At 56.6% G+C, this 17290-nt stretch carries 17 protein-coding genes and 1 pseudogene; 8 read left to right on the plus strand and 10 right to left on the minus strand.

Translation table 11 applies throughout. The features are described from left to right. Positions 1-46 precede the first annotated feature (46 nt). Positions 47-958 (plus strand): SDR family NAD(P)-dependent oxidoreductase, encoded by a 912-nt coding sequence (locus tag CDO73_RS02975; RefSeq protein WP_256972530.1) that lies wholly within the window; start codon positions 47-49, stop codon positions 956-958. Between the two features lie 375 nt (positions 959-1333). Here the strand turns inward: CDO73_RS02975 and CDO73_RS02980 are convergent, their stop codons facing one another. Then, entirely contained in the window at positions 1334-2449 is a 1116-nt protein-coding gene (locus tag CDO73_RS02980; protein WP_256972532.1) for an MFS transporter, read from the minus strand. A gap of 211 nt (positions 2450-2660) precedes the next feature. Here CDO73_RS02980 and CDO73_RS02985 point away from each other — a divergent pair, with 211 nt between their 5' ends. Further along, positions 2661-3305 carry a TetR/AcrR family transcriptional regulator gene (locus CDO73_RS02985; RefSeq protein ID WP_088487002.1) on the plus strand — a complete coding sequence of 215 codons (645 nt, stop codon included), beginning with the start codon at positions 2661-2663 and terminating at the stop codon, positions 3303-3305. A 65-nt stretch (positions 3306-3370) separates the two neighbouring features. Here CDO73_RS02985 and CDO73_RS02990 read toward each other — a convergent pair whose 3' ends face one another. The 4 genes from CDO73_RS02990 to CDO73_RS03005 all read right to left on the minus strand — a co-directional run bounded on the left by CDO73_RS02990 (position 3371) and on the right by CDO73_RS03005 (position 8334). Continuing rightward, a complete protein-coding gene (locus CDO73_RS02990) occupies positions 3371-3757 on the minus strand; it encodes a GNAT family N-acetyltransferase (protein WP_088487003.1) in 387 nt (128 codons plus the stop codon). A gap of 211 nt (positions 3758-3968) precedes the next feature. Next, positions 3969-6173, minus strand: a complete 2205-nt coding sequence (locus tag CDO73_RS02995) for an MMPL family transporter (protein WP_088487004.1) — start codon at positions 6171-6173, stop codon at positions 3969-3971. Positions 6174-6481: 308 nt separating this feature from the next. Beyond that, positions 6482-7147, minus strand: a complete 666-nt coding sequence (locus CDO73_RS03000) for a response regulator (RefSeq protein ID WP_088487231.1) — start codon at positions 7145-7147, stop codon at positions 6482-6484. A gap of 2 nt (positions 7148-7149) precedes the next feature. Further along, positions 7150-8334 carry a sensor histidine kinase gene (locus CDO73_RS03005; RefSeq protein WP_179218516.1) on the minus strand — a complete coding sequence of 395 codons (1185 nt, stop codon included), beginning with the start codon at positions 8332-8334 and terminating at the stop codon, positions 7150-7152. A 222-nt stretch (positions 8335-8556) separates the two neighbouring features. Between CDO73_RS03005 and CDO73_RS03010 the strand changes: the two genes are divergently transcribed. The 4 genes and pseudogenes from CDO73_RS03010 to CDO73_RS27100 all read left to right on the plus strand — a co-directional run bounded on the left by CDO73_RS03010 (position 8557) and on the right by CDO73_RS27100 (position 10463). Then, positions 8557-9180 (plus strand): TetR/AcrR family transcriptional regulator, encoded by a 624-nt coding sequence (locus CDO73_RS03010; RefSeq protein ID WP_179218518.1) that lies wholly within the window; start codon positions 8557-8559, stop codon positions 9178-9180. Further along, positions 9177-9584 (plus strand): MFS transporter, encoded by a 408-nt coding sequence (locus CDO73_RS27090; RefSeq protein WP_256972533.1) that lies wholly within the window; start codon positions 9177-9179, stop codon positions 9582-9584. Before CDO73_RS03010 ends, CDO73_RS27090 begins: the two co-directional genes overlap by 4 nt. A 12-nt stretch (positions 9585-9596) precedes the next feature. After that, positions 9597-10199: pseudogene (locus CDO73_RS27095) on the plus strand (MFS transporter); the annotation flags it as partial. Next, positions 10200-10463, plus strand: a complete 264-nt coding sequence (locus CDO73_RS27100; RefSeq protein ID WP_256972534.1) for a hypothetical protein — start codon at positions 10200-10202, stop codon at positions 10461-10463. A 96-nt stretch (positions 10464-10559) separates the two neighbouring features. Here the strand turns inward: CDO73_RS27100 and pdxR are convergent, their stop codons facing one another. After that, positions 10560-12065, minus strand: coding sequence for a MocR-like pyridoxine biosynthesis transcription factor PdxR (gene pdxR, locus CDO73_RS03020; protein ID WP_088487007.1), 1506 nt, complete (start codon positions 12063-12065; stop codon positions 10560-10562). A 106-nt stretch (positions 12066-12171) separates the two neighbouring features. On the opposite strand from pdxR, the gene CDO73_RS03025 reads away from it, so the two are divergent. Further along, positions 12172-13095: a dihydrodipicolinate synthase family protein gene (locus CDO73_RS03025; RefSeq protein WP_088487008.1), complete on the plus strand. Its 924-nt coding sequence runs from the start codon at positions 12172-12174 to the stop codon at positions 13093-13095. A gap of 87 nt (positions 13096-13182) precedes the next feature. Further along, on the plus strand, positions 13183-14061 hold the full coding sequence (locus CDO73_RS03030; RefSeq protein WP_088487009.1) for a DMT family transporter: 879 nt from the start codon (positions 13183-13185) through the stop codon (positions 14059-14061). 71 nt (positions 14062-14132) lie between these two features. On the opposite strand, the gene CDO73_RS03035 is transcribed toward CDO73_RS03030, so the two are convergent. From CDO73_RS03035 to CDO73_RS03050, 4 genes are read right to left on the minus strand one after another with little or no spacing between them, the layout of a single operon-like run. Beyond that, positions 14133-14927 carry an energy-coupling factor transporter transmembrane component T family protein gene (locus CDO73_RS03035; RefSeq protein ID WP_088487010.1) on the minus strand — a complete coding sequence of 265 codons (795 nt, stop codon included), beginning with the start codon at positions 14925-14927 and terminating at the stop codon, positions 14133-14135. Continuing rightward, entirely contained in the window at positions 14917-15804 is an 888-nt protein-coding gene (locus CDO73_RS03040) for an energy-coupling factor ABC transporter ATP-binding protein (RefSeq protein ID WP_256972535.1), read from the minus strand. Before CDO73_RS03040 ends, CDO73_RS03035 begins: the two co-directional genes overlap by 11 nt. Beyond that, positions 15786-16589 (minus strand): ATP-binding cassette domain-containing protein, encoded by an 804-nt coding sequence (locus tag CDO73_RS03045; RefSeq protein ID WP_088487011.1) that lies wholly within the window; start codon positions 16587-16589, stop codon positions 15786-15788. The genes CDO73_RS03040 and CDO73_RS03045 overlap by 19 nt, the downstream gene beginning before the upstream one ends. Continuing rightward, entirely contained in the window at positions 16590-17144 is a 555-nt protein-coding gene (locus CDO73_RS03050; RefSeq protein ID WP_088487012.1) for a biotin transporter BioY, read from the minus strand. It lies immediately after the preceding gene. Positions 17145-17290 lie beyond the last annotated feature (146 nt).

A 17290-nucleotide genomic window follows, 5' to 3' on the forward strand; every position in this document is an offset into this window, starting at 1 on the left:
AATATGGAGGTAATAGGCTAAAGGAATTCAGAAGGAGAGGCACATAATGGATTTGTTCCGACAGGCGTGTCGCAATCGACCGTTTACGCAAAATGATTATCTATTTGGAGGGAAAAACATGCAGCAGGCTAAAGTATGGTATGTAACCGGTGCTTCGAAAGGACTCGGATTATCTTTGGTCAGAAAATTGATTAAGAGCGGATACAGAGTGGCTGCAACTTCACGTCAGATCGAAGAGTTAAAGCAAGCGGTCGGAGAGGTGTCAGAAGGACGATTTTTACCGTTGGCGGTTGATTTGACGCAAGCGGATTCGATTCAGAAATCCGTGGAGAAAACGTACGAGACGTTTGGACAAATAGACGTAGTTGTCAACAACGCGGGCTATGGGATCGGAGGCGCGATTGAGGAGTTATCCGAGAAAGAAATCGTTGCAAGCTTTGAAGTCAATGTTTTTGGACCGATCAACGTCGTTCGGAGTGTACTGCCGTATATGCGAAAACAGCGTTCAGGGCATATATTTAACATCGCTTCGATTGCGGGTTTTGCTCCTACTATGGGCTGGAGTGTGTACGCGGCTACGAAGTTCTCGCTAATGGGATTGACGGAGGTCCTTGCTCAGGATGTGAAGCATCTGGGAATCCAAGTAACGGCAGTAGCTCCGGGCGGATTTAGAACTCAGTTTAACAAAGCGGATTCGCTGGTTTTATCTGCCGATAAAATAGAAGATTATAGCGAGATTCACTCGGGACACGACCGATTTGTATCGACGGATGGCAAGCAGCTCGGTGATCCTGAAAAGGCAGCCGAAGTATTCATTAACCTGGCAGAATCGCCGAATCCGCCAGTTCAATTGTTTTTGGGAAGCGATGCTTATCAGAGAGCATCTGAAAAGCTGGTTCAATTGCATGAAAAGCTTGAAGCCAATAAGAGCATCAGTTTTCAGACGGATTTCGAATAAGCGTTCTGCATGAGCTAGTTTGGGGAACAAGAAACCAATCAAACGGAAAAGCAGATTTCAAAATAGCTTTTCCGTTTTTTCCTATACATACATATGTACAAAATACGGATTTTGTGTTTATGTATAACGATTAAAAAGTCCAAACAGTCTATTTGCAATCCTTCTTCGAATTTCCGCTAGCTGCTTAGCAACCTGCACATTTATGAATGATTTGAGCGCGTCATTCTGTTTTTGTGCTGAATCGGCGCTGCCGACCCTCCGATTTGTCGTTCGGAAATCATATAAAGACGCGTATTAGCTCGCGTCTTTATATCGTGGACCTCATTACAAGCAATCTGTTAAAACCCGCTCGGAGTTCCGGATCGAACCCTGTGTCTATTTTCTTGGAAAACCATGGATCTTAGCTCGCCACGCTATAATCAACCCTATAAGCAGCAGCGCCAACAAAACTGCCGGAAACCACTGAACCCCGACAACTTCCAGCAAAGTACCTCCTATAAGGCCTCCGCCGGCAATCGCTATGTTCCATACCGTGGTATTGATCGGCATGACGACGTCGACTCCTTCTTCGCCGCTGGCATCAGCCAACGCGGTTTGCAGCAAGGTAGCTGCACCTCCGAACGTAAGTCCCCATACGACGACTGCCGCATAAACGATAGGCGCCGATTGAGCTCCCGCCCATAATACGGCCGCTACCAGCGCAAAACAGATCAGACTGATCAAGACAAGCGTTCGCAGCATGCGGTCTACCCATAGGCCGACAATCCAAATCGAGATCAGCGCGGCCAAACCGAAAATCAGCAGGACCAAACCGACATTCTCCACGAGTCCGGAAGGCTCCAAGAACGGCGAAATATACGTGTATAAAATATTGTGCGCCAACATCCACGCGAGCACGACCGCAAGGATCGGACGTATGCCGGGCAAAACGAGCACCTGTCTTACCGTCATTCTCTGCTTCGCGGATTGTCCCGGATAATCCGGCACTTTCCAGAACACCCATCCGATCAACCCCAGAGTCAGAACAGACATCAGTCCGAATACGGCACGCCAACCGATCAGATCGCCGAGCAAAGTCCCGATCGGCACTCCGAATGTAAGCGCAATCGGCGTCCCGACCATCGCGACAGCCAACGCGCGCCCTTTCAAGGCATCCGGTACCATCCGCCGCGCGTAACCGGCGATCATGCCCCAAGCCGCACCGGCCGCCACGCCGGCAAAAAAACGCGCGATAAGCGTCAAAACATAGCTTGTCGACAAAGCGGTAATCGTGTTAAACACCAAAAACCCCACGACGATCGCGATCAGCAGCGGACGCCGTCTATACCCTCCGGTAAAAATCGTGAACGGAATGGCGGCCACCAGAGAGCCGAGCGCATAAAAAGTAATGAGCTGACCGGCCAACCCTTTGGTGACATGCAGGCCCTCTCCGATCAACGGCAGCAGCCCGGCCGGGATCGTTTCCGTCAGGATACATATGAATCCCGTCATGGCAAGCGCCAGAAGCGCAAACCAGGGAAGCCGTACAGAAGCATTCGCGGATCGTGCCCTATTCGCGGATGATGAAAAGTCAGCCATCTTCGTTTCCTCCTTAAAATGAGTCGATATATGGATCAGTCATTCCATATATTAAATTCAATCCTCTTTTCTTGTCAAGGACTTCTGGAACGACTATTATATAATTAACAAAGGAGGTCATCTTATGCCACGAACCGGACGTCCCCGCGAATTCGATCGTGATCAGGCGGTAACCGCGGCTATGCTGCTATTTTGGGAACGCGGCTTTGAACCCGCTTCGCTCGCTCAGCTGCGCGCGGTTATGGGAGGCATCTCTCCGGCGAGCTTCTACGCCGCGTTCGAGTCCAAAGAAGCGTTGTTCCGCGAAGCGGTGCAGCAGTACATCTCCACCTACGGTCAGGTATCGGAGAGTTTCCGCGATACGAGTTTGACGTCGAAAGCCGCCATTGAACAAGGTTTGCGGCGATCCGCGCGAATGCAGACGGAGAACTCGCACCCTCTGGGCTGTCTATTGGTTCTGTCCGCCGTAAACTGTTCTCCCGAGCAGCAGCAAATTCGAGATCTGCTCGCCAAGGAACGGGAAAAAGTTCGCGGTTGGATCAAAGATTGCATAGAACGGGCTGTAGCAAACGGAGAACTGCCCGATTCTGCCGACGTCGATATGCGGGTCACCTTGTTCGAAACCTTTCTTCGAGGCATTTCGATACAAGCTCAGGACGGCGTTCCTTACGAGAAGATCGATGCGGCGATCACCCGATTGATGAGCACATGGGATCTGATGATTGCGCAAGAAGTGCAGGATCCTATGACAAAAGCGCCCTATCTCTAAGGAGAAGGGCGCTTTTTGTAAAGATATCGGTACTCCGTGCTTATTGGAATTTTTCCATTCCTCTTCTATGTCTTCTGCCACACGCCGCCCGAACCTACGTGGAACCCGCAGCGTTCGTAGAAAGAAGCATGCCGCTCCGCAAACGTCAGCGTCACGATCTCCAAGCCGTAAGCTTGCGCTTCTTCGAGCAGTTTTCGCACCAGTCGTTCTCCGATCCCTTGGCTCTGATAATCCGGATGCACGATGATATCTTCCATATACCCGTGCTGCAAGCCCATCCCGGCGACGTAGCCGAAAGCGATCAGCTTGCCCTGTTCGTTCCGCGCGCCTGCCCAGAAATTGCAGCGTTCGAATAAAGCCGGATAATCGCTTTCCCGTCCGTCCCATCCGACGGCTTCTCGCAGGCGCGGTACTTCATGACTCTTCAAAGGTAAATTGATGAACGCTTGCATCCTCGCTCCCTCCTTTCGACTTTAATCATTAACAAAGCTCGTTCCGTTTGAAACCGGATCACGAACAAGCTTGGTTCACATCAAGCACTCTGCCGTTTCCGACTAGCCGTGCATCTTCCGGTTCGATTCGGCGGGATTGCGTCCTGCTAGAAGCTCCGCTTCGATATCCAGTTCCGAGACGATCTTCGGGTACGCACGGCCGTCGTTCGCGTCAGGCCGCTTCCTTTTTGCGGCGTTCGACTTCTTCCATGACCGATTCGCCTTCGACGTCGATATTGGGCAGGATGCGATCCAGCCATTTCGGCAGATACCAAGCGGAACGGCCCATCAGCGTCATCGCGCCCGGCACGATCAGCATGCGGACGACGAACGCGTCGAACAAGATGCCGAACGCGAGCGCGAAGCCCATCGATTTGATGATCGGATCTTCCGCCAACATAAAGCCTACGAACACAGAGATCATGATCAGTCCGGCTGCCGTGACGACGCTGCCGCTGTGCTTGATGCCGGCCAGAACGGCGCGCTTGGCATCGCCGCTATGCTTGAATTCTTCGCGCATTCGGCTAACCAGAAAGACCTCGTAGTCCATTGCCAGACCGAACAGGATGCCGACGACGATGATCGGAAGGAAATTCAGTACGGGTCCGGGGCCGCCGAAGCCGAACAGCGTGCCCAGATTGCCGTCTTGAACGACAAGCACGACGAAGCCGAACGTTGCCCCTAGCGACAAGACGAATCCGAGTACCGCTTTGATCGGCACCAAGAGAGAACGGAAGACCGCCATCAGCAGCAGGAAAGCCAGACCGATGATCACGAGACAGAATTTCGGCAGCGCGTCGCTGAGTTTTTGCGAGATGTCGATACCGACGGCGGTGCTGCCCGTGACCATCAAGCGCACGCCGGTCTCCTTCTGGATTACGGCGGAATCGCCTCGAATCTCCTGAACTAAGTCGCGCGTCTCCCGATCATGCGCACCCGTCGCAGGAATGACGCTGATCAGGAACAGATGCCCCGAAGGACCCGGCATCGCCGGTGCGATCGTGCCGATGTTTTCGAATCTCTCGAGCGCTTGGATCGCTTTCTGCACGGCGGCCGTCGCTTGGGTTCCGGCGGCCGTCTCGGCCAGAATCACCAGCGGGCTATGACTGCCGGCGCCGTACGCTTCGGTCTGTAGATCGTAAGCGCGCCGCTCCGTTTGTTCGATCGGTTTCTGCGCATCGTCAGGCATACCTAGCTCCATCCGGCTGAACGGCAGCGCGATCGCAGCGAGCAGAATGACGCCTGCCGACACGGCCAGCCACGGACGGCGGGTAACAAAGGCACCCCAAGCGGTATCGACGCCTTCGCGCCGCTTAGAAGACCGGTTAGACGGCTTGCGCGAAAATTTGGCGAGCAGCGAATTCCGGGGTTTGGCGCCGATTCGATCGCCCATCGCCGACAAGACAGCGGGTACGAAGATGACGGCGACCAGAACCGCGACCAGCACGCACAGCGCTCCGGCCAGACCCATCGCGGTCAAGAAAGGAATTTGCGCGACGGCCAGACCGCACAGCCCGATGATGACCGTAATGCCAGCGAAGACGACCGAACTGCCGGCGGTTCCGTTGGCGATCGCGATCGATTCTTCCCGATCATACCCTTCGCTCAACTGCTGCCGGTACCGCGAGACGATGAACAGCGCGTAATCGATGCCGACCGCAAGTCCCAACATGGCCGACAGCGATAACGAGGTCGAAGACATATCCAGCACGTTCGAACCAAGCAGGACGCCCATCAAGCCGATGCCGAGCCCGACGACGGCCGTCGCGATCGGCAATACGCCGGTCAGAAACGAAGCGAATGTAACGGACAAGACGAGGAAAGCGATAAACACGCCTACGACTTCCATCACGCTGACGATTTTCATTTTCACGTAGCCGTCGCCCGTCAGCTCGGCCTGCCAGCCGGCGTCGCGCAGTTTCTCGATGGCGGCTTCGATATGCGTTTTCGATTCCGGGGTCACGTCTCCGCCCGGTACTCGATAAGCGACGGTTGCGTAAGCGATCTTGCGATCGGCGCTGAGCGACCCGTTCTTGTACGGACTGATCGTCTCTTGGACGGCGGGGTCTTCAGCGACTTGTTTGAGCGTCGCGGCGATCAGCGTTTGCGCTTTCTGCGAAGATAACCTTTCGTTATCCGGCGCTTTGAACACGATCTTCGTTTCTCCGCCTTTCGACGGAGGCGAAGGGAACTCCTTATTCATCGTTTCCAAAGCCTCTTGCGACTGCAAACCCGGAATCGGCGTATTCTCGTTAAAAGCGGGACCGATCGTCAATGCCAAGATCGCGGTCGCGATCAGTAGTCCGATTCCTCCGAAGATGACTTTAAAGCGATGTGTGGCCGACCATAGGCCGAGACGGTACAAATATTTTGCCATATGCAGATTCCACTCCGTTTCGTTGATGTTCGATGTCTGTCTGCATTCATCTTATCGCCGAAACGACGCAGTGCCATCGTACGAACGGGCGGCTGGCGGACCTGTACCTTCGGGCAAGAAAGTGCAGATTCGCGGACCGCGGCAGCCGGGACGAATCAGACTGCGCGAAGCTTCCGAACTTTCGGACGAAACGGCAAAAAGCCCTTTTCCGCCAGCACGGACAGGGCTTTTTCTTTTGCTTATGGACACGTTCGTTTATGGATTCGCTCGACGCATTCGGGTTCGCGAAGAGTTGCAGACTTGCGGAGTTACAGATGCAAAATCCCCTGCTCCACCGCTGCCGAAATGGCCTGCATGCGCGAATCGACGCCGAATTTGTTATAGATATTCGTCAGATGCGCTTTGACCGTCCGTTCGGAAATGCCCATGTCGAAAGCGATCTCTTTGCTGCGGTAGCCTTTGGCGACGAATTGAAGAATCTGCACTTCTTTGACGCTCAGTATCGCTTGAGGTTTCACTTCCGCCTGCTTGGCTTCTCTGCGCTGCCTTGCGGCGAACGCGCGGCCGACAATATCGGCCTGCAGCAGCGTCTCGCCGCGCACCGCGGATTCGATCGTGCGAAACAAATGCTCGCGGCCGGTGTCTTTGAGCAGATAGCCTTTGGCTCCGAGTTCCAGACCGTCTGCGATCAGCTCGTCTTCGTTATAGGTCGTCAGAATGATGACCGGAATCTCGATGTTTTTGCTTTTCAATGCTCTCATCGCTTCCAGACCGCTCATCACGGGCATATTGAGATCGAGCAGAATCGCGTCGGGATTCAACTGTTCGGCCAGACGTACAGCGATTTCCCCGTTCTCTGCTTCGCCCGCCACTTGAAACCGAGGATCGGTCTCCAAGATCAATTTCAAGCCTTCCCGCACGACCAGATGGTCGTCCACGATCAAGACCCGGTAACGGTTATCGCTCTGCTGCATATTCATGCCGTCCCCCCTTCGCTTAACGGAGCTTCTACCCGAATCCGGGTGCCGTCGCCGCTGCTGTGCACATGCAAAGTTCCGCCGAATAGGCGGACTCGCTCCTGAATGCCGAGCAGTCCGTAATGCCCGGCCTGTTTGCCGATCTGATTGACGTTGAATCCGCTGCCGTTATCTCGAATCTCCAGATCGAGCCGTCCGCCGTGTTCGGAGACCGAGACCCATACTTTGTCCGCTTGCGCATGTTTGGCGACATTGGTCAGGCATTCGCTCAAGATCTGCAGCAGATGTTCGGCGGCCATGCGGGACGGCGAACGGACGAATCGGATATCGGCGTAGACGACCATTCCGATCGCCTGCAAGAAACGTTCGATCTCCGCTTCCGCCGCCTCGCGAAAATCCGTATTCGCGGCCGATTTGGTTCGTAGATTATCGATCGCTCGCCGGGCATCGGCCAATGTTCGTCTCGCCTGCTCTTTGGACTGCCGGATAATGGTCTCCGTCCGTCCCGTGTTGCCCTGCATCATAAAGGCTTCGGCCGCTTCGAGCTGCATGATCAATCCCGCGACGCCCTGCGCCAACGTATCGTGCAGATCTCGGGCCATGCGTTGGCGTTCGTTGGCCAGCGTCAATTCCTCCACTTTGCGATGTGCGATCTCCAGATCATTCAGGAACGCTTGCGTGCGGACGCGGGCATGCACCTGATTAAAAAATAACAGCGCATAAGCGATCACGACCACGAGCATCATGATGAGCAGCGGACCGAGCAGCGCCAAATCCCGCAGTTGACCCAGCACTCCGACCAGAGCCGAGAACAGCGCGACGCTTACCAATAAAACGCCCGCGATTTTTCTTTTCTGGTCGAAGACGGCCAGACTCTGCGCGACCAACACAGGCAAAAATCCGATCAGGATCGCTTGATAACCTTGAGGCAGCAGCAAAGCGCCGATTCCGAGCAGCATATGCTGAATCAGGACATACCCCCACGGATACGTCTGGGCGAACCGGTGGGCCATCCAATGGATATAGAAATGCAAAGCCATCACCAGCGCGAAGATCAGACTGGCGATAACGGCCGGCCGAGTGAAATTTTGCAAGATCAGCGAAGCCGCGAATACCAGACTCAGCCAGATCGCGATCGGTAGTCTGGATACGAGCAGCTCGTCCGACGAAACGGTAGTCGACATCAAAATAGCGCCCCCTTCTCTCCTATTATAAAGGCAGAAAGGAGGCGTGAATATTGTACCTTCGTACATGTTCGTCGGTACAAGGGTGGCAGTCGATCAGGACAAGCGGCAGGTTCGCAAAAAAGTCCGAAAATCTACATCTTGCAAAATGAACCCTGTGTCATTATAATAAAAATGACACAGGGTTCATTTTATATCCCGAATTCGGAAAGGCGGTTCTTTATGTCCCCTAAACTGACCGACGATCGCAAAGAGCAGCGCAATCGGCAAATCCTCGAAGCGGCCGAGCAAGTGTTTATTCGCAAAGGCTACAGCGCCGCTTCGCTCAAAGACATTATCGAGGAGACCGGCATGAGCCGCGGATGGATCTATCTGTACTATTCGACCAAAGAAGAGATTTTCGAAGCGCTGTTGGATCATCGGGATATCGAATACGAGAAAGATCTGGAACGGCGCCTAGCGGATTCGCCGACGGTCTGGCCGGTCATCCGAAGCTTGTACGAGCAGCAGTTGGACGATCTCGAACAACGCGGCGGCGGGATGATGCCTGCTTTCTACGAGTATTTTCTGGTCGGCTGGCGCGATCCCCAGCGCAGCGAGCTGTTGCAGCGGCGCTACGATCAAGGGGTATCGCGGTTCGAGGAGCTGCTGCGGATCGGAGTCGAACAGGATGAATTCGCGCCTGCGATGGACACGCTCGATATCGCCAAGCTTGCGGCTTCGCTTCAAGAAGGCATCGTGACCCACGCGATTACGATCGGGGTCGAGAAAACGAATGCCCGTATGCAGTTCGACGCGCTGCTTCGTTATCTATACGAGCTGCTGCTGGGAAGGCCGACGTTATGAAGGCGCTGCTGCGCAATGCCACGTTTCGCAAACTGTTTATCGCCGCGTTCGCTTCCCAGCTCGGTACGGTCGTCGGCAATATGGCATTCGCTTATTATCTGGTCGACCGGTACAGCGAACGCCCTTCTCTCGCCGCGACCGCGGAGCTGATGTATTCGCTGCCCGCGCTGGCCGTCTTCTGGATCGTAGGCGTGATCGCCGATTTGTTCGATCGCAAGTTGATTGCCGCTTACAGCGACTGGATTCGCGCCGGCTTGACCGTACTGCTGCTGCTGTTCGTGCATTACGATTGGATTCCGGCCTGCTTGACCGTGCTGTTTCTTCGCAGCGCGATCTCCCGATTCTTCGGTCCGGCCGAGATGGGCCTGCTTCAAGGCAGCATCGACAGCAAGCTGTACGTGTAGGCTTCGGGACTCAATCAGACGGTCTCGGGCATGTTCATGCTGTTCGGAATGAGTCTGGGCGCGGCCGCTTACCATCTGATCGGAGTTGAAGGCGCGATCATCGTGGACGGACTCAGCTTCTTGCTCTCCGGCGTGCTGCTTGCTCGCGGCGATTTCCCCGAAGCCGCGCGGCTGCCGAACGGACGCAACCGCGTTCGCGATCTGCGCCTGCGCCTGCGCTTGATCGTGAGCGACTTCTGGGTCGGGCTGCGGTATATCGTCGCTCACAAGCTGCTGCGCGTACTGATCAGCGGCTTCCTGTTCTTCGGCATCATCAACGGCGTGTTCTCGGTACTGCCGATCTTCGCGATGAAATACAAGCTCAGCCCCGACGGTTACGTCGTCTATTCGTCGATGATCACCGTGTGCCTCGGGATCGGCTTTCTGGTCGGAAGCGTGCTCGGTCCGAAGCTGATCGCCCGATTTACCCGGACGCCGGTATTAATCACGGGGTTGTTCGTCGCTTCGCTGTTGATCTTCGGATTGGGTCTGGCCGATCGCGTGGAGATCTATCTGGCGATCGTCGTTGCGGCCGGGATCACGCTTGCGCCGGTCAATATCGTATTGGGCAGTTGAATGCCCGAGCTGGTCGCTCCGAAAAATATGGGCCGGGTCAACGCGTTGATCGAACCGATCATGATGTCGGGCCATTCGCTGGCGCTCGGCGTCGTCGCGCTGGCTTTTCCCGTATGGATCTCCGTCACTTGGCTGCATTACGGGCTTGCGATCTGCACGGTCATCATCGGCGTCACGTATCTGCTCGCTCTGCCTCCTCTCGCCCGCCGGACGCGCGAAGGAGCGCAGCCGGACGAGGCGTCTCCGCCGAGCGAGATCGCCTGAGCGACAGCAAACGGCCCGAGACCTCGAGGTCTCGGGCCGTTTGCTGCAAATTTTGACGCGAGGTTCCGAAAAAAGCCGTTATGCCGCCTATCGAGACTAACGCCAAGCTTCCGCAAGCCGCTTGATCCCTTCCCCGATCTCTTCCTCGCTGAGTCCCGCGTAGCCGAGCAGTACCCGAGCTTGGGCTTGTTCCGGCCGGTTCATGTGGAATTCCTCTACGGGATAGACCCGCACGCCGGCTTGCTCGGCCGAGGCAATCAATTCTTGCTCCGTCATGCCGTTGTTCGGTTCCAACAGCAGATGCAGTCCGGAAGACGCCCCGATGACCCGCATTCGCGTTCCCATGTGGGAACGGATCGCCGCATGCAGCGCCGTATATCTCTTTTTGTACAGATTCCGCATCCGATTGAGGTGTCTGGCCCATTCCCCGCTCTGCATGAACATGGTCAGCGTGTGCTGATCCATCCGGGAAGCCGTCTGTTTATAATGATGCCCCCGCCGGCGGTACACGTCCATCAGCTTGTCGGGCAGCACCAGATATCCGATACGCACCGAAGGCATCAGCGATTTGGAGAAGGTTCCGAGATACACGGTATTGCCGTGATGGTCGAGACTGTGCAGCGAAGGAATCGGCCGGCCTTCGTAGCGGAATTCGCTGTCGTAATCGTCTTCGATAATCGTGCCTCCGTGCGTCTTCGCCCATTCGATCAGCTCCAAGCGCCGGGAGACCGGCATCACGATTCCCGTCGGGAATTGATGCGACGGCGTGACATAGACGGCCTGCGCCCCGCTGCGCAGCAGCTCGTCGATCCGCACGCCGGAATCGTCCAATCGGATCGCCGCCGGAGGTCGTCCGCAGTCTTCGAAAATGGTACGGACCCGCGGATAACCCGGTTCTTCCATCCCGTAGAGGGTATCGCGACCGAGCAGGCGGCACAGGATATCGAGCAGCCACTGCGTGCCCGCTCCGATGACGATCTGCTCCGCCGAGCTGTGCACGCCCCGGGATTGATAGAGATAATCGGCGATCTGCCGACGCAGTTCCAGCTCTCCCTGCGGATGGCCGTACTGCAGCAGACGCGCATTATCCGCTGACAGCATGCTGATGCTGAACTGCCGCCACAGCCGATAAGGGAAATGCCGGGCATCCACGCTGCCGTTCCTGAAGTCGTACTTCGCTGACGGCGTCTCGGACGCGGCGGATGAAAAGCGATTTTTTTCGGCTGGAATCATTCGGTTCGCCATCGCATGAGAATCCGGTCCGACAGGAGCTGGCTGCCGAACTTGAGCCGACGTCTTTGCATCCTCCGACAGCGTATGCGGCTGCGTTTTCAGATCCGGCAGCTCGGCTACGAACAATCCGCGCCGCGGTTCGCTGTACAGATAGCCTTCCGAGAGCAGCTGCTGATAAGCGCTGTCCACGGTGTTTCGGCTCACCGACAGGTGGAGAGCCAGTCTGCGCTGGGAAGGCAGCCGGCTTCCCGCCGAGATTCGGCCGCCGCGAATTTCCGTTTTGATATGGTCGTACAGCTGAAGGTAGAGCGGTTCTTCCTCGGAAGATCCCGCAGAATGTTTAGTTAAAAGGGGCGTGATTTCCAACATGTCATTCTGGCTCCTTTGACATTGGTTAAACTGGTTCTATCGAACGGACCAGATTCCTTATATACTAAACGAAATTCTTATCGATTGTGAAGAGGAGCGTGACAAAATGTTTACCGGATTATCCGCTTTTCCGCTGACCCCGCTAAAAGAAGAAGTCGTGGACGAGGCTGCTTTTGCCGGTTTGATCGATCGGCTGGTTCAAGCGCGCGTCGATTCGATCGGGGTATTGGGTTCGACGGGAAACTATATGTATTTCGATCGCGAGGAGCGGCGCAGGATCACCGAGCTGGCGGTGGGCCAAGCCCAAGCCGCAGCGATTCCGGTCATGGCCAGCATCAGCGCGCTGCGCGTCCGCGATGTGCTGAACTTGGCGGAAGATGCCCAGCGTGCCGGAGTAAAAGCGGTCCTGCTCGCGCCGGTATCTTACCAGCCGCTAACCGACGAGGAGACGTATTCGCTGTATGAGCAGGTTACGCGCCATCTGTCCGTCCCGCTCTGCGTCTACGACAATCCGCGAACCACGAAATTCGTTTTCAGCGACGAGCTGCACGGTCGGATCGCCGCCCTTCCCCGCGTTCAATCGATCAAACTTCCGGGCGTTCCCGCCGATCCGAAGGAAGCCGCGGAACGCGTGAACCGCCTGCGTGCGTTTGTGCCGGACGGATTCGCGCTCGGCGTAAGCGTCGATCGATACGGCGCTTCGGGACTGAACGCGGGCTGCGACGTCTGGTATTCGGTGCTGGGCGGGTTGTTTCCGCGCACCTGTCTGGAACTGGTTCGCCATGCGCAGGCGGGCCGTGCAGAAGAAGCGCTTCGGCTGTCCGAGCGTCTTGAGCCGATCTGGGCTTTGTTCGATCGTCACGGCGGCCTGCGGGTGGCGGCGGCGATCGCGATCAAGCTGGGGCTGTCGGAAGCGCCGGCACTCCCTCTGCCGCTTGCGCCGATCGAGCAAGCCGAGCTCCAGGAGATAGAAGGACTTCTGGAATTCCTTTCGGCCCAAGAAGGAATCGCGAAGGCCAAGATCGAATGATGCTTAGAGCATCCGCAAAAGACGAACCCGAATGCCGGCTTCCTTGGTGCGAAAAGGGAGTGACGATCAAGGAGGTCAGCTCATTACGTGTGGTTTCTATTCGCCGCCTGCGCCGCGCTATGCTTCGGCGTAAGGGGGATTCTGTATCAATGGACGTCCCAGCGTCCCGTCGACCGCAATCTGCTGTTCGTCGGCGTGTACCTGTCCGGCGCTCTGATCTCGATCCTGCTCAATCTGCACGCCGGACAGCCTTGGAACGGCGGAATCGTATTCGGCGTGCTGATGGGATTGTTTTCGTTTGCGGCCAATGCTTCGCTCTACAAAGGGTATGAAGTCGGCCGCGCCTCGGTCGTCGCCTTTTTCTCGGGATTGACGCCGATCGTCGTCGTGCTGGCCGCTTACCTGCTCTGGCGCGAAACGCTCGGTCCCATGCAGCTGATCGGCTTCTCGATCGTTGTCTCGGCCCTGATCATCGTGCGGTACCGCAGCGATCTGCAGAGCGGCCGGCTCTCGGGGTGGCAGTGGGGGCTGCTGGCGATGCTGCTGTATGCCTTCACGGATCTTAGCTCCAAACAGTCGGTGCTCGCGGGCGGTTCCTTGTTTCCTGTATTGACGATAATGTTCGCGACGGGCACGCTGCTGTTTTTCCTGATGTACGCCGTGGATCGGATTCGAAAACGATCGGGCGACGCGAATGCGCGCGCTTCGAATCCGCCTTTGTGGTCCGCCAAGCGGACGCTGCTGTGGGGCATGACCGTGGGCTTGACGAATATCGTCGGCATGGTGCTCATGCTTAGTGCCTACGAAGACGGCATCACCGGCATCGTCTCCGCGATCGCCGCGCTGAACGTGGTCATCGTGCTGCTGTATGCGCGCTTTTACCTGAAAGACGTGATGAGCCGGCAGGAAACGATAGGGATTATCTTGGCGCTGACGGGGATCTTGGTGCTGCGTCTCGCCTCTTGAAGGTTCGTACAGATCCTCGTCGGACAAAAAGCAAAAAAGCATCCGGACGCCCCGGATGCTTTTTTGGTAGGTTAACCGATCGCCCAAAGGATGCTCCCGATTACCAACAGGAAGCTAAGGGCCCAGTAATCGCTTGAAGCAAACGTCAACGGACGATAGACGGTTCTCCCTCTCCCGTCTCCGTACCCTCTTGCCTCGATCGCCAGCGACAGCTGTTCGGCACGCTGAACGGTGGTCACCAGCAGCGGAACGAGGATCGGAATGAACGCGAAGAGACGTTTAACCGGAGGAAGCGCCGAAATATCGTGCCCTCTGGCTTTCTGGGCCAGCAGAATCCGTTCCAGTTCTTCTCCGATCGTCGGGATGAAGCGGACAGCCATGACGATCATAAGCGCAAACTGTTCAACGGGGACGCCCAGACGAGACAGCGGCTTCGACAGCGTTTCGAGCCCCTTCGCCAGAGCCATCGGACGCGTGGTCCCGGTCAGGATCGAGGCCAGCAGAATCATCAGCAGGATCCGCCATACGAGGCGCACGCCTTCCTGCATGCCTTCGGCTCGAATAACGAACCCGCCGTAAGCCCACAAGATCGTCTCCCCGCGACCGAAAAAGAGATGATACAGCAGCGTAAAAGCCAGAATCGGCAGGACGGGCAGCAGTCCTTTGAGAAGCAAGCGCGGCGCGAATCGGGACATTCCGGCCGTTACCAGCACGAACGCGCTGGCCAGCGCGTATCCGATCCAACTGTCCAATCGGATCAGCGCGATCATCAGCAGCACCATGCCGATCAGCTTGGTACGCGGATCCAACCGATGAATCACGGAATCGCGCCGAATAAATTGACCGATCAGCAGATTATCGGACATCGGCAGCTCTCCTCGATTTCCACGCCGCTTCCACGGCGCGCATAACGTCTTCTTCCCGGCAGCTCTTCGGTTCGATCTTCTGTCCGGACAGCTCTTCCGTGAGTCGAAGCAGTTGGATCGGTTCCGGAAGCGCCAGACCTGCCGATTCCAGAAGGTCGCTCCGGCGGAGGAACAGTTCGTCGGCGGAAAATTGCCCGATCAAACGTCCGGCGTGCATCAGCAGCACCTCGTCGGAATATTCCGCCACGTCCTCCATCCGATGCGAAATGAACAGAATGGAGCGCCGCCCGTCTCCTTCGCGCTGCCACGATTCGAGCAGCTTCATCAGCGACCGGCGACCGGCGGGGTCGAGCGCAGCGGTAGGTTCGTCCAGAATCAACAGCCGCGGTTCGGCGATCAGAACCGAGGCGATCGCCACTCGGCGCTTCTGCCCCCCGCTTAATCGCAGAGGCGACAGCGGCAGGAGTTCTTCGGACAATCCCACCACCGGCAGAATCCGTCGAATCGCCTCCGAGATCTCTTTGGCCGCAGCTCCGCGCATCCGCAGGGAAAACGACAATTCCCGTTCGACCGTCGTCTCGAAAATCTGGTGTTCGGGATATTGGAAAACGAAGCCGACGTCGGCGAGCGGCAGCAGCTCTCCTTTGCGATTGCGCGCAGCCGGCCGGCCGCCCACCCGATACTCCCCTTTGAATGTCGGAACAAGTCCTTTGAACAGCTTGGCGAGCGTCGATTTGCCTGCGCCGGTCTGTCCGATCAACGAAGTCCATTGCCCTTCTTTCAACGTGCAGCTGACGGAATGCAGCGCTTTGCGTCCCTTCCATGCAACTTCTGCGTCGTTTAACGTATACATCGGCGTCATGATGAGGTTGTCCATTGCGACCGCGCACGCTCCTTCCAATCGAAGACCGGGGTTCCCGTCCAGCCCAGCGCTTCATGCACGCGAACGGCAAACGGTTTTTCCAAGCCGTGCGCTTCCGGCAGGGAACTGCCGAACAAGGCCGCAGGCGTTCCGTCGAACGCGATCTGGCCTTGATCCAGCAGCAGTACCCGTTCGGCGGCCATCACTTCGTCCATATGATGAGTGATATGTACAATCGTCATCCCCTGCTTGTGCAGCGTCGTCATCAATTCCGTCATTCGGGCTCGTCCCTGCGGGTCCAACATCGAAGTCGCTTCGTCAAAAATGACCGCGCGGGGCCGCATGGCGAGCACGGCCGCGACAGCGGCCCGCTGCTTCTGGCCGCCGGACAGCTCGTGAGGAGCGGCGTCCGCATAGGCGGTCAAATCGACGTCAAGCAGCGCCTGCTTCACTCGCTCGCCGATCTGTTCGCGCGGAACCCAGATATTTTCAAGCCCGAAAATCATTTCGTCCGTTACCGTCTGCGTAATGAACTGGTCATCGGGGTTCTGAAAAATCAAACCGACCTGCCGCCGAATCGCGGGCAGATCGGCGTCGGCGGCGGGATTCAATCCGTTCACGCGAATGCTGCCCTCCCGAGGCTGCACAAGTCCGTTCATCAACCGGGCGAGCGTCGATTTTCCGCAGCCGTTGCGGCCGACGATACACACGAACTCGCCTTCGCTCACAGAAAAGTCGACGCCGCGCAGGATCGGCCGTTCCTTGCGATAATGAAAGCGAACGTTTTCGAATTCCAACATCTAGGCGCCCAGCACTTTCTCTTCTACCGGGCTGACCGCCCGCGCCTGCACGATGACGACGGCGGCCAATACCGCTTTGATCAGGTCGCCCGGCAGGAAGACCAGCGAACCGGTCAACCCTGCCCAGATCGGCGTGTTCGTGATCAGCGACATGACCGGAGCACCGATCAGGTTGACCAGGATCACGCCGAAAACGACGTTGACCGCGATCAGCTTCCACGTTTTGAGCGAAGGCCAGATTTTCTCCGCTCCCCAACCGATGCAGAAAGCGGCGATCGGCCAGCTGAAAATGTATCCGGCCGTCGGTCCCAGCAGCGGCGCGAGCCCGCCATAGCCGCCCGACAGGATCGGCAGCCCGAGCGCGACGAGAACGATGAACAGAATCAAGCTGATTGCGCCCGTCTTCTTGCCCAGAAATCCGCCCGCCAACATGACGCCGAGCGTCTGCAGCGTAATCGGCACGGGAATGAATCCGAGCGGAATCGGCGGAATCATGCCCAAGACCGCAATAAGCGCTGCAAACAGGGCTGCATATACCATTTCTTTTGTTTTCATTCGAATAACCTCCAGCATCATTCAAAATACGGCATATTGGGAAGAACTGCTTTTCCCTATGCTCGACCTCCCACAGTATAGCCTGCTCTCTGTTTATTGTAAACCATAAATAATTAAATTAGGTTAACAATAAAAGCGCATTAAGC

The sequence above is a fragment of the Saccharibacillus sp. O23 genome, assembly GCF_002205895.1.
Lineage (GTDB): Bacteria > Bacillota > Bacilli > Paenibacillales > Paenibacillaceae > Saccharibacillus.

Bases quoted from the DNA above. Each gene is read 5' to 3' on its own strand.
- CDO73_RS02980 (WP_256972532.1), bottom strand. From the start codon at position 2,449: ATGACGGGATTCATATGTATCCTGACGGAAACGATCCCGGCCGGGCTG.
- CDO73_RS03025 (WP_088487008.1), top strand. From the start codon at position 12,172: ATGTTTACCGGATTATCCGCTTTTCCGCTGACCCCGCTAAAAGAAGAA.
- CDO73_RS03005 (WP_179218516.1), bottom strand. From the start codon at position 8,334: ATGTCGACTACCGTTTCGTCGGACGAGCTGCTCGTATCCAGACTACCG.
- CDO73_RS03010 (WP_179218518.1), top strand. From the start codon at position 8,557: ATGTCCCCTAAACTGACCGACGATCGCAAAGAGCAGCGCAATCGGCAA.
- CDO73_RS27100 (WP_256972534.1), top strand. From the start codon at position 10,200: ATGCCCGAGCTGGTCGCTCCGAAAAATATGGGCCGGGTCAACGCGTTG.
- CDO73_RS02985 (WP_088487002.1), top strand. From the start codon at position 2,661: ATGCCACGAACCGGACGTCCCCGCGAATTCGATCGTGATCAGGCGGTA.
- CDO73_RS03045 (WP_088487011.1), bottom strand. From the start codon at position 16,589: ATGTTGGAATTCGAAAACGTTCGCTTTCATTATCGCAAGGAACGGCCG.
- CDO73_RS02995 (WP_088487004.1), bottom strand. From the start codon at position 6,173: ATGGCAAAATATTTGTACCGTCTCGGCCTATGGTCGGCCACACATCGC.
- CDO73_RS03040 (WP_256972535.1), bottom strand. From the start codon at position 15,804: ATGGACAACCTCATCATGACGCCGATGTATACGTTAAACGACGCAGAA.
- CDO73_RS03035 (WP_088487010.1), bottom strand. From the start codon at position 14,927: ATGTCCGATAATCTGCTGATCGGTCAATTTATTCGGCGCGATTCCGTG.
- CDO73_RS03000 (WP_088487231.1), bottom strand. From the start codon at position 7,147: ATGCAGCAGAGCGATAACCGTTACCGGGTCTTGATCGTGGACGACCAT.
- CDO73_RS02990 (WP_088487003.1), bottom strand. From the start codon at position 3,757: ATGCAAGCGTTCATCAATTTACCTTTGAAGAGTCATGAAGTACCGCGC.
- CDO73_RS02975 (WP_256972530.1), top strand. From the start codon at position 47: ATGGATTTGTTCCGACAGGCGTGTCGCAATCGACCGTTTACGCAAAAT.
- CDO73_RS03050 (WP_088487012.1), bottom strand. From the start codon at position 17,144: ATGAAAACAAAAGAAATGGTATATGCAGCCCTGTTTGCAGCGCTTATT.
- CDO73_RS27090 (WP_256972533.1), top strand. From the start codon at position 9,177: ATGAAGGCGCTGCTGCGCAATGCCACGTTTCGCAAACTGTTTATCGCC.
- pdxR (WP_088487007.1), bottom strand. From the start codon at position 12,065: ATGTTGGAAATCACGCCCCTTTTAACTAAACATTCTGCGGGATCTTCC.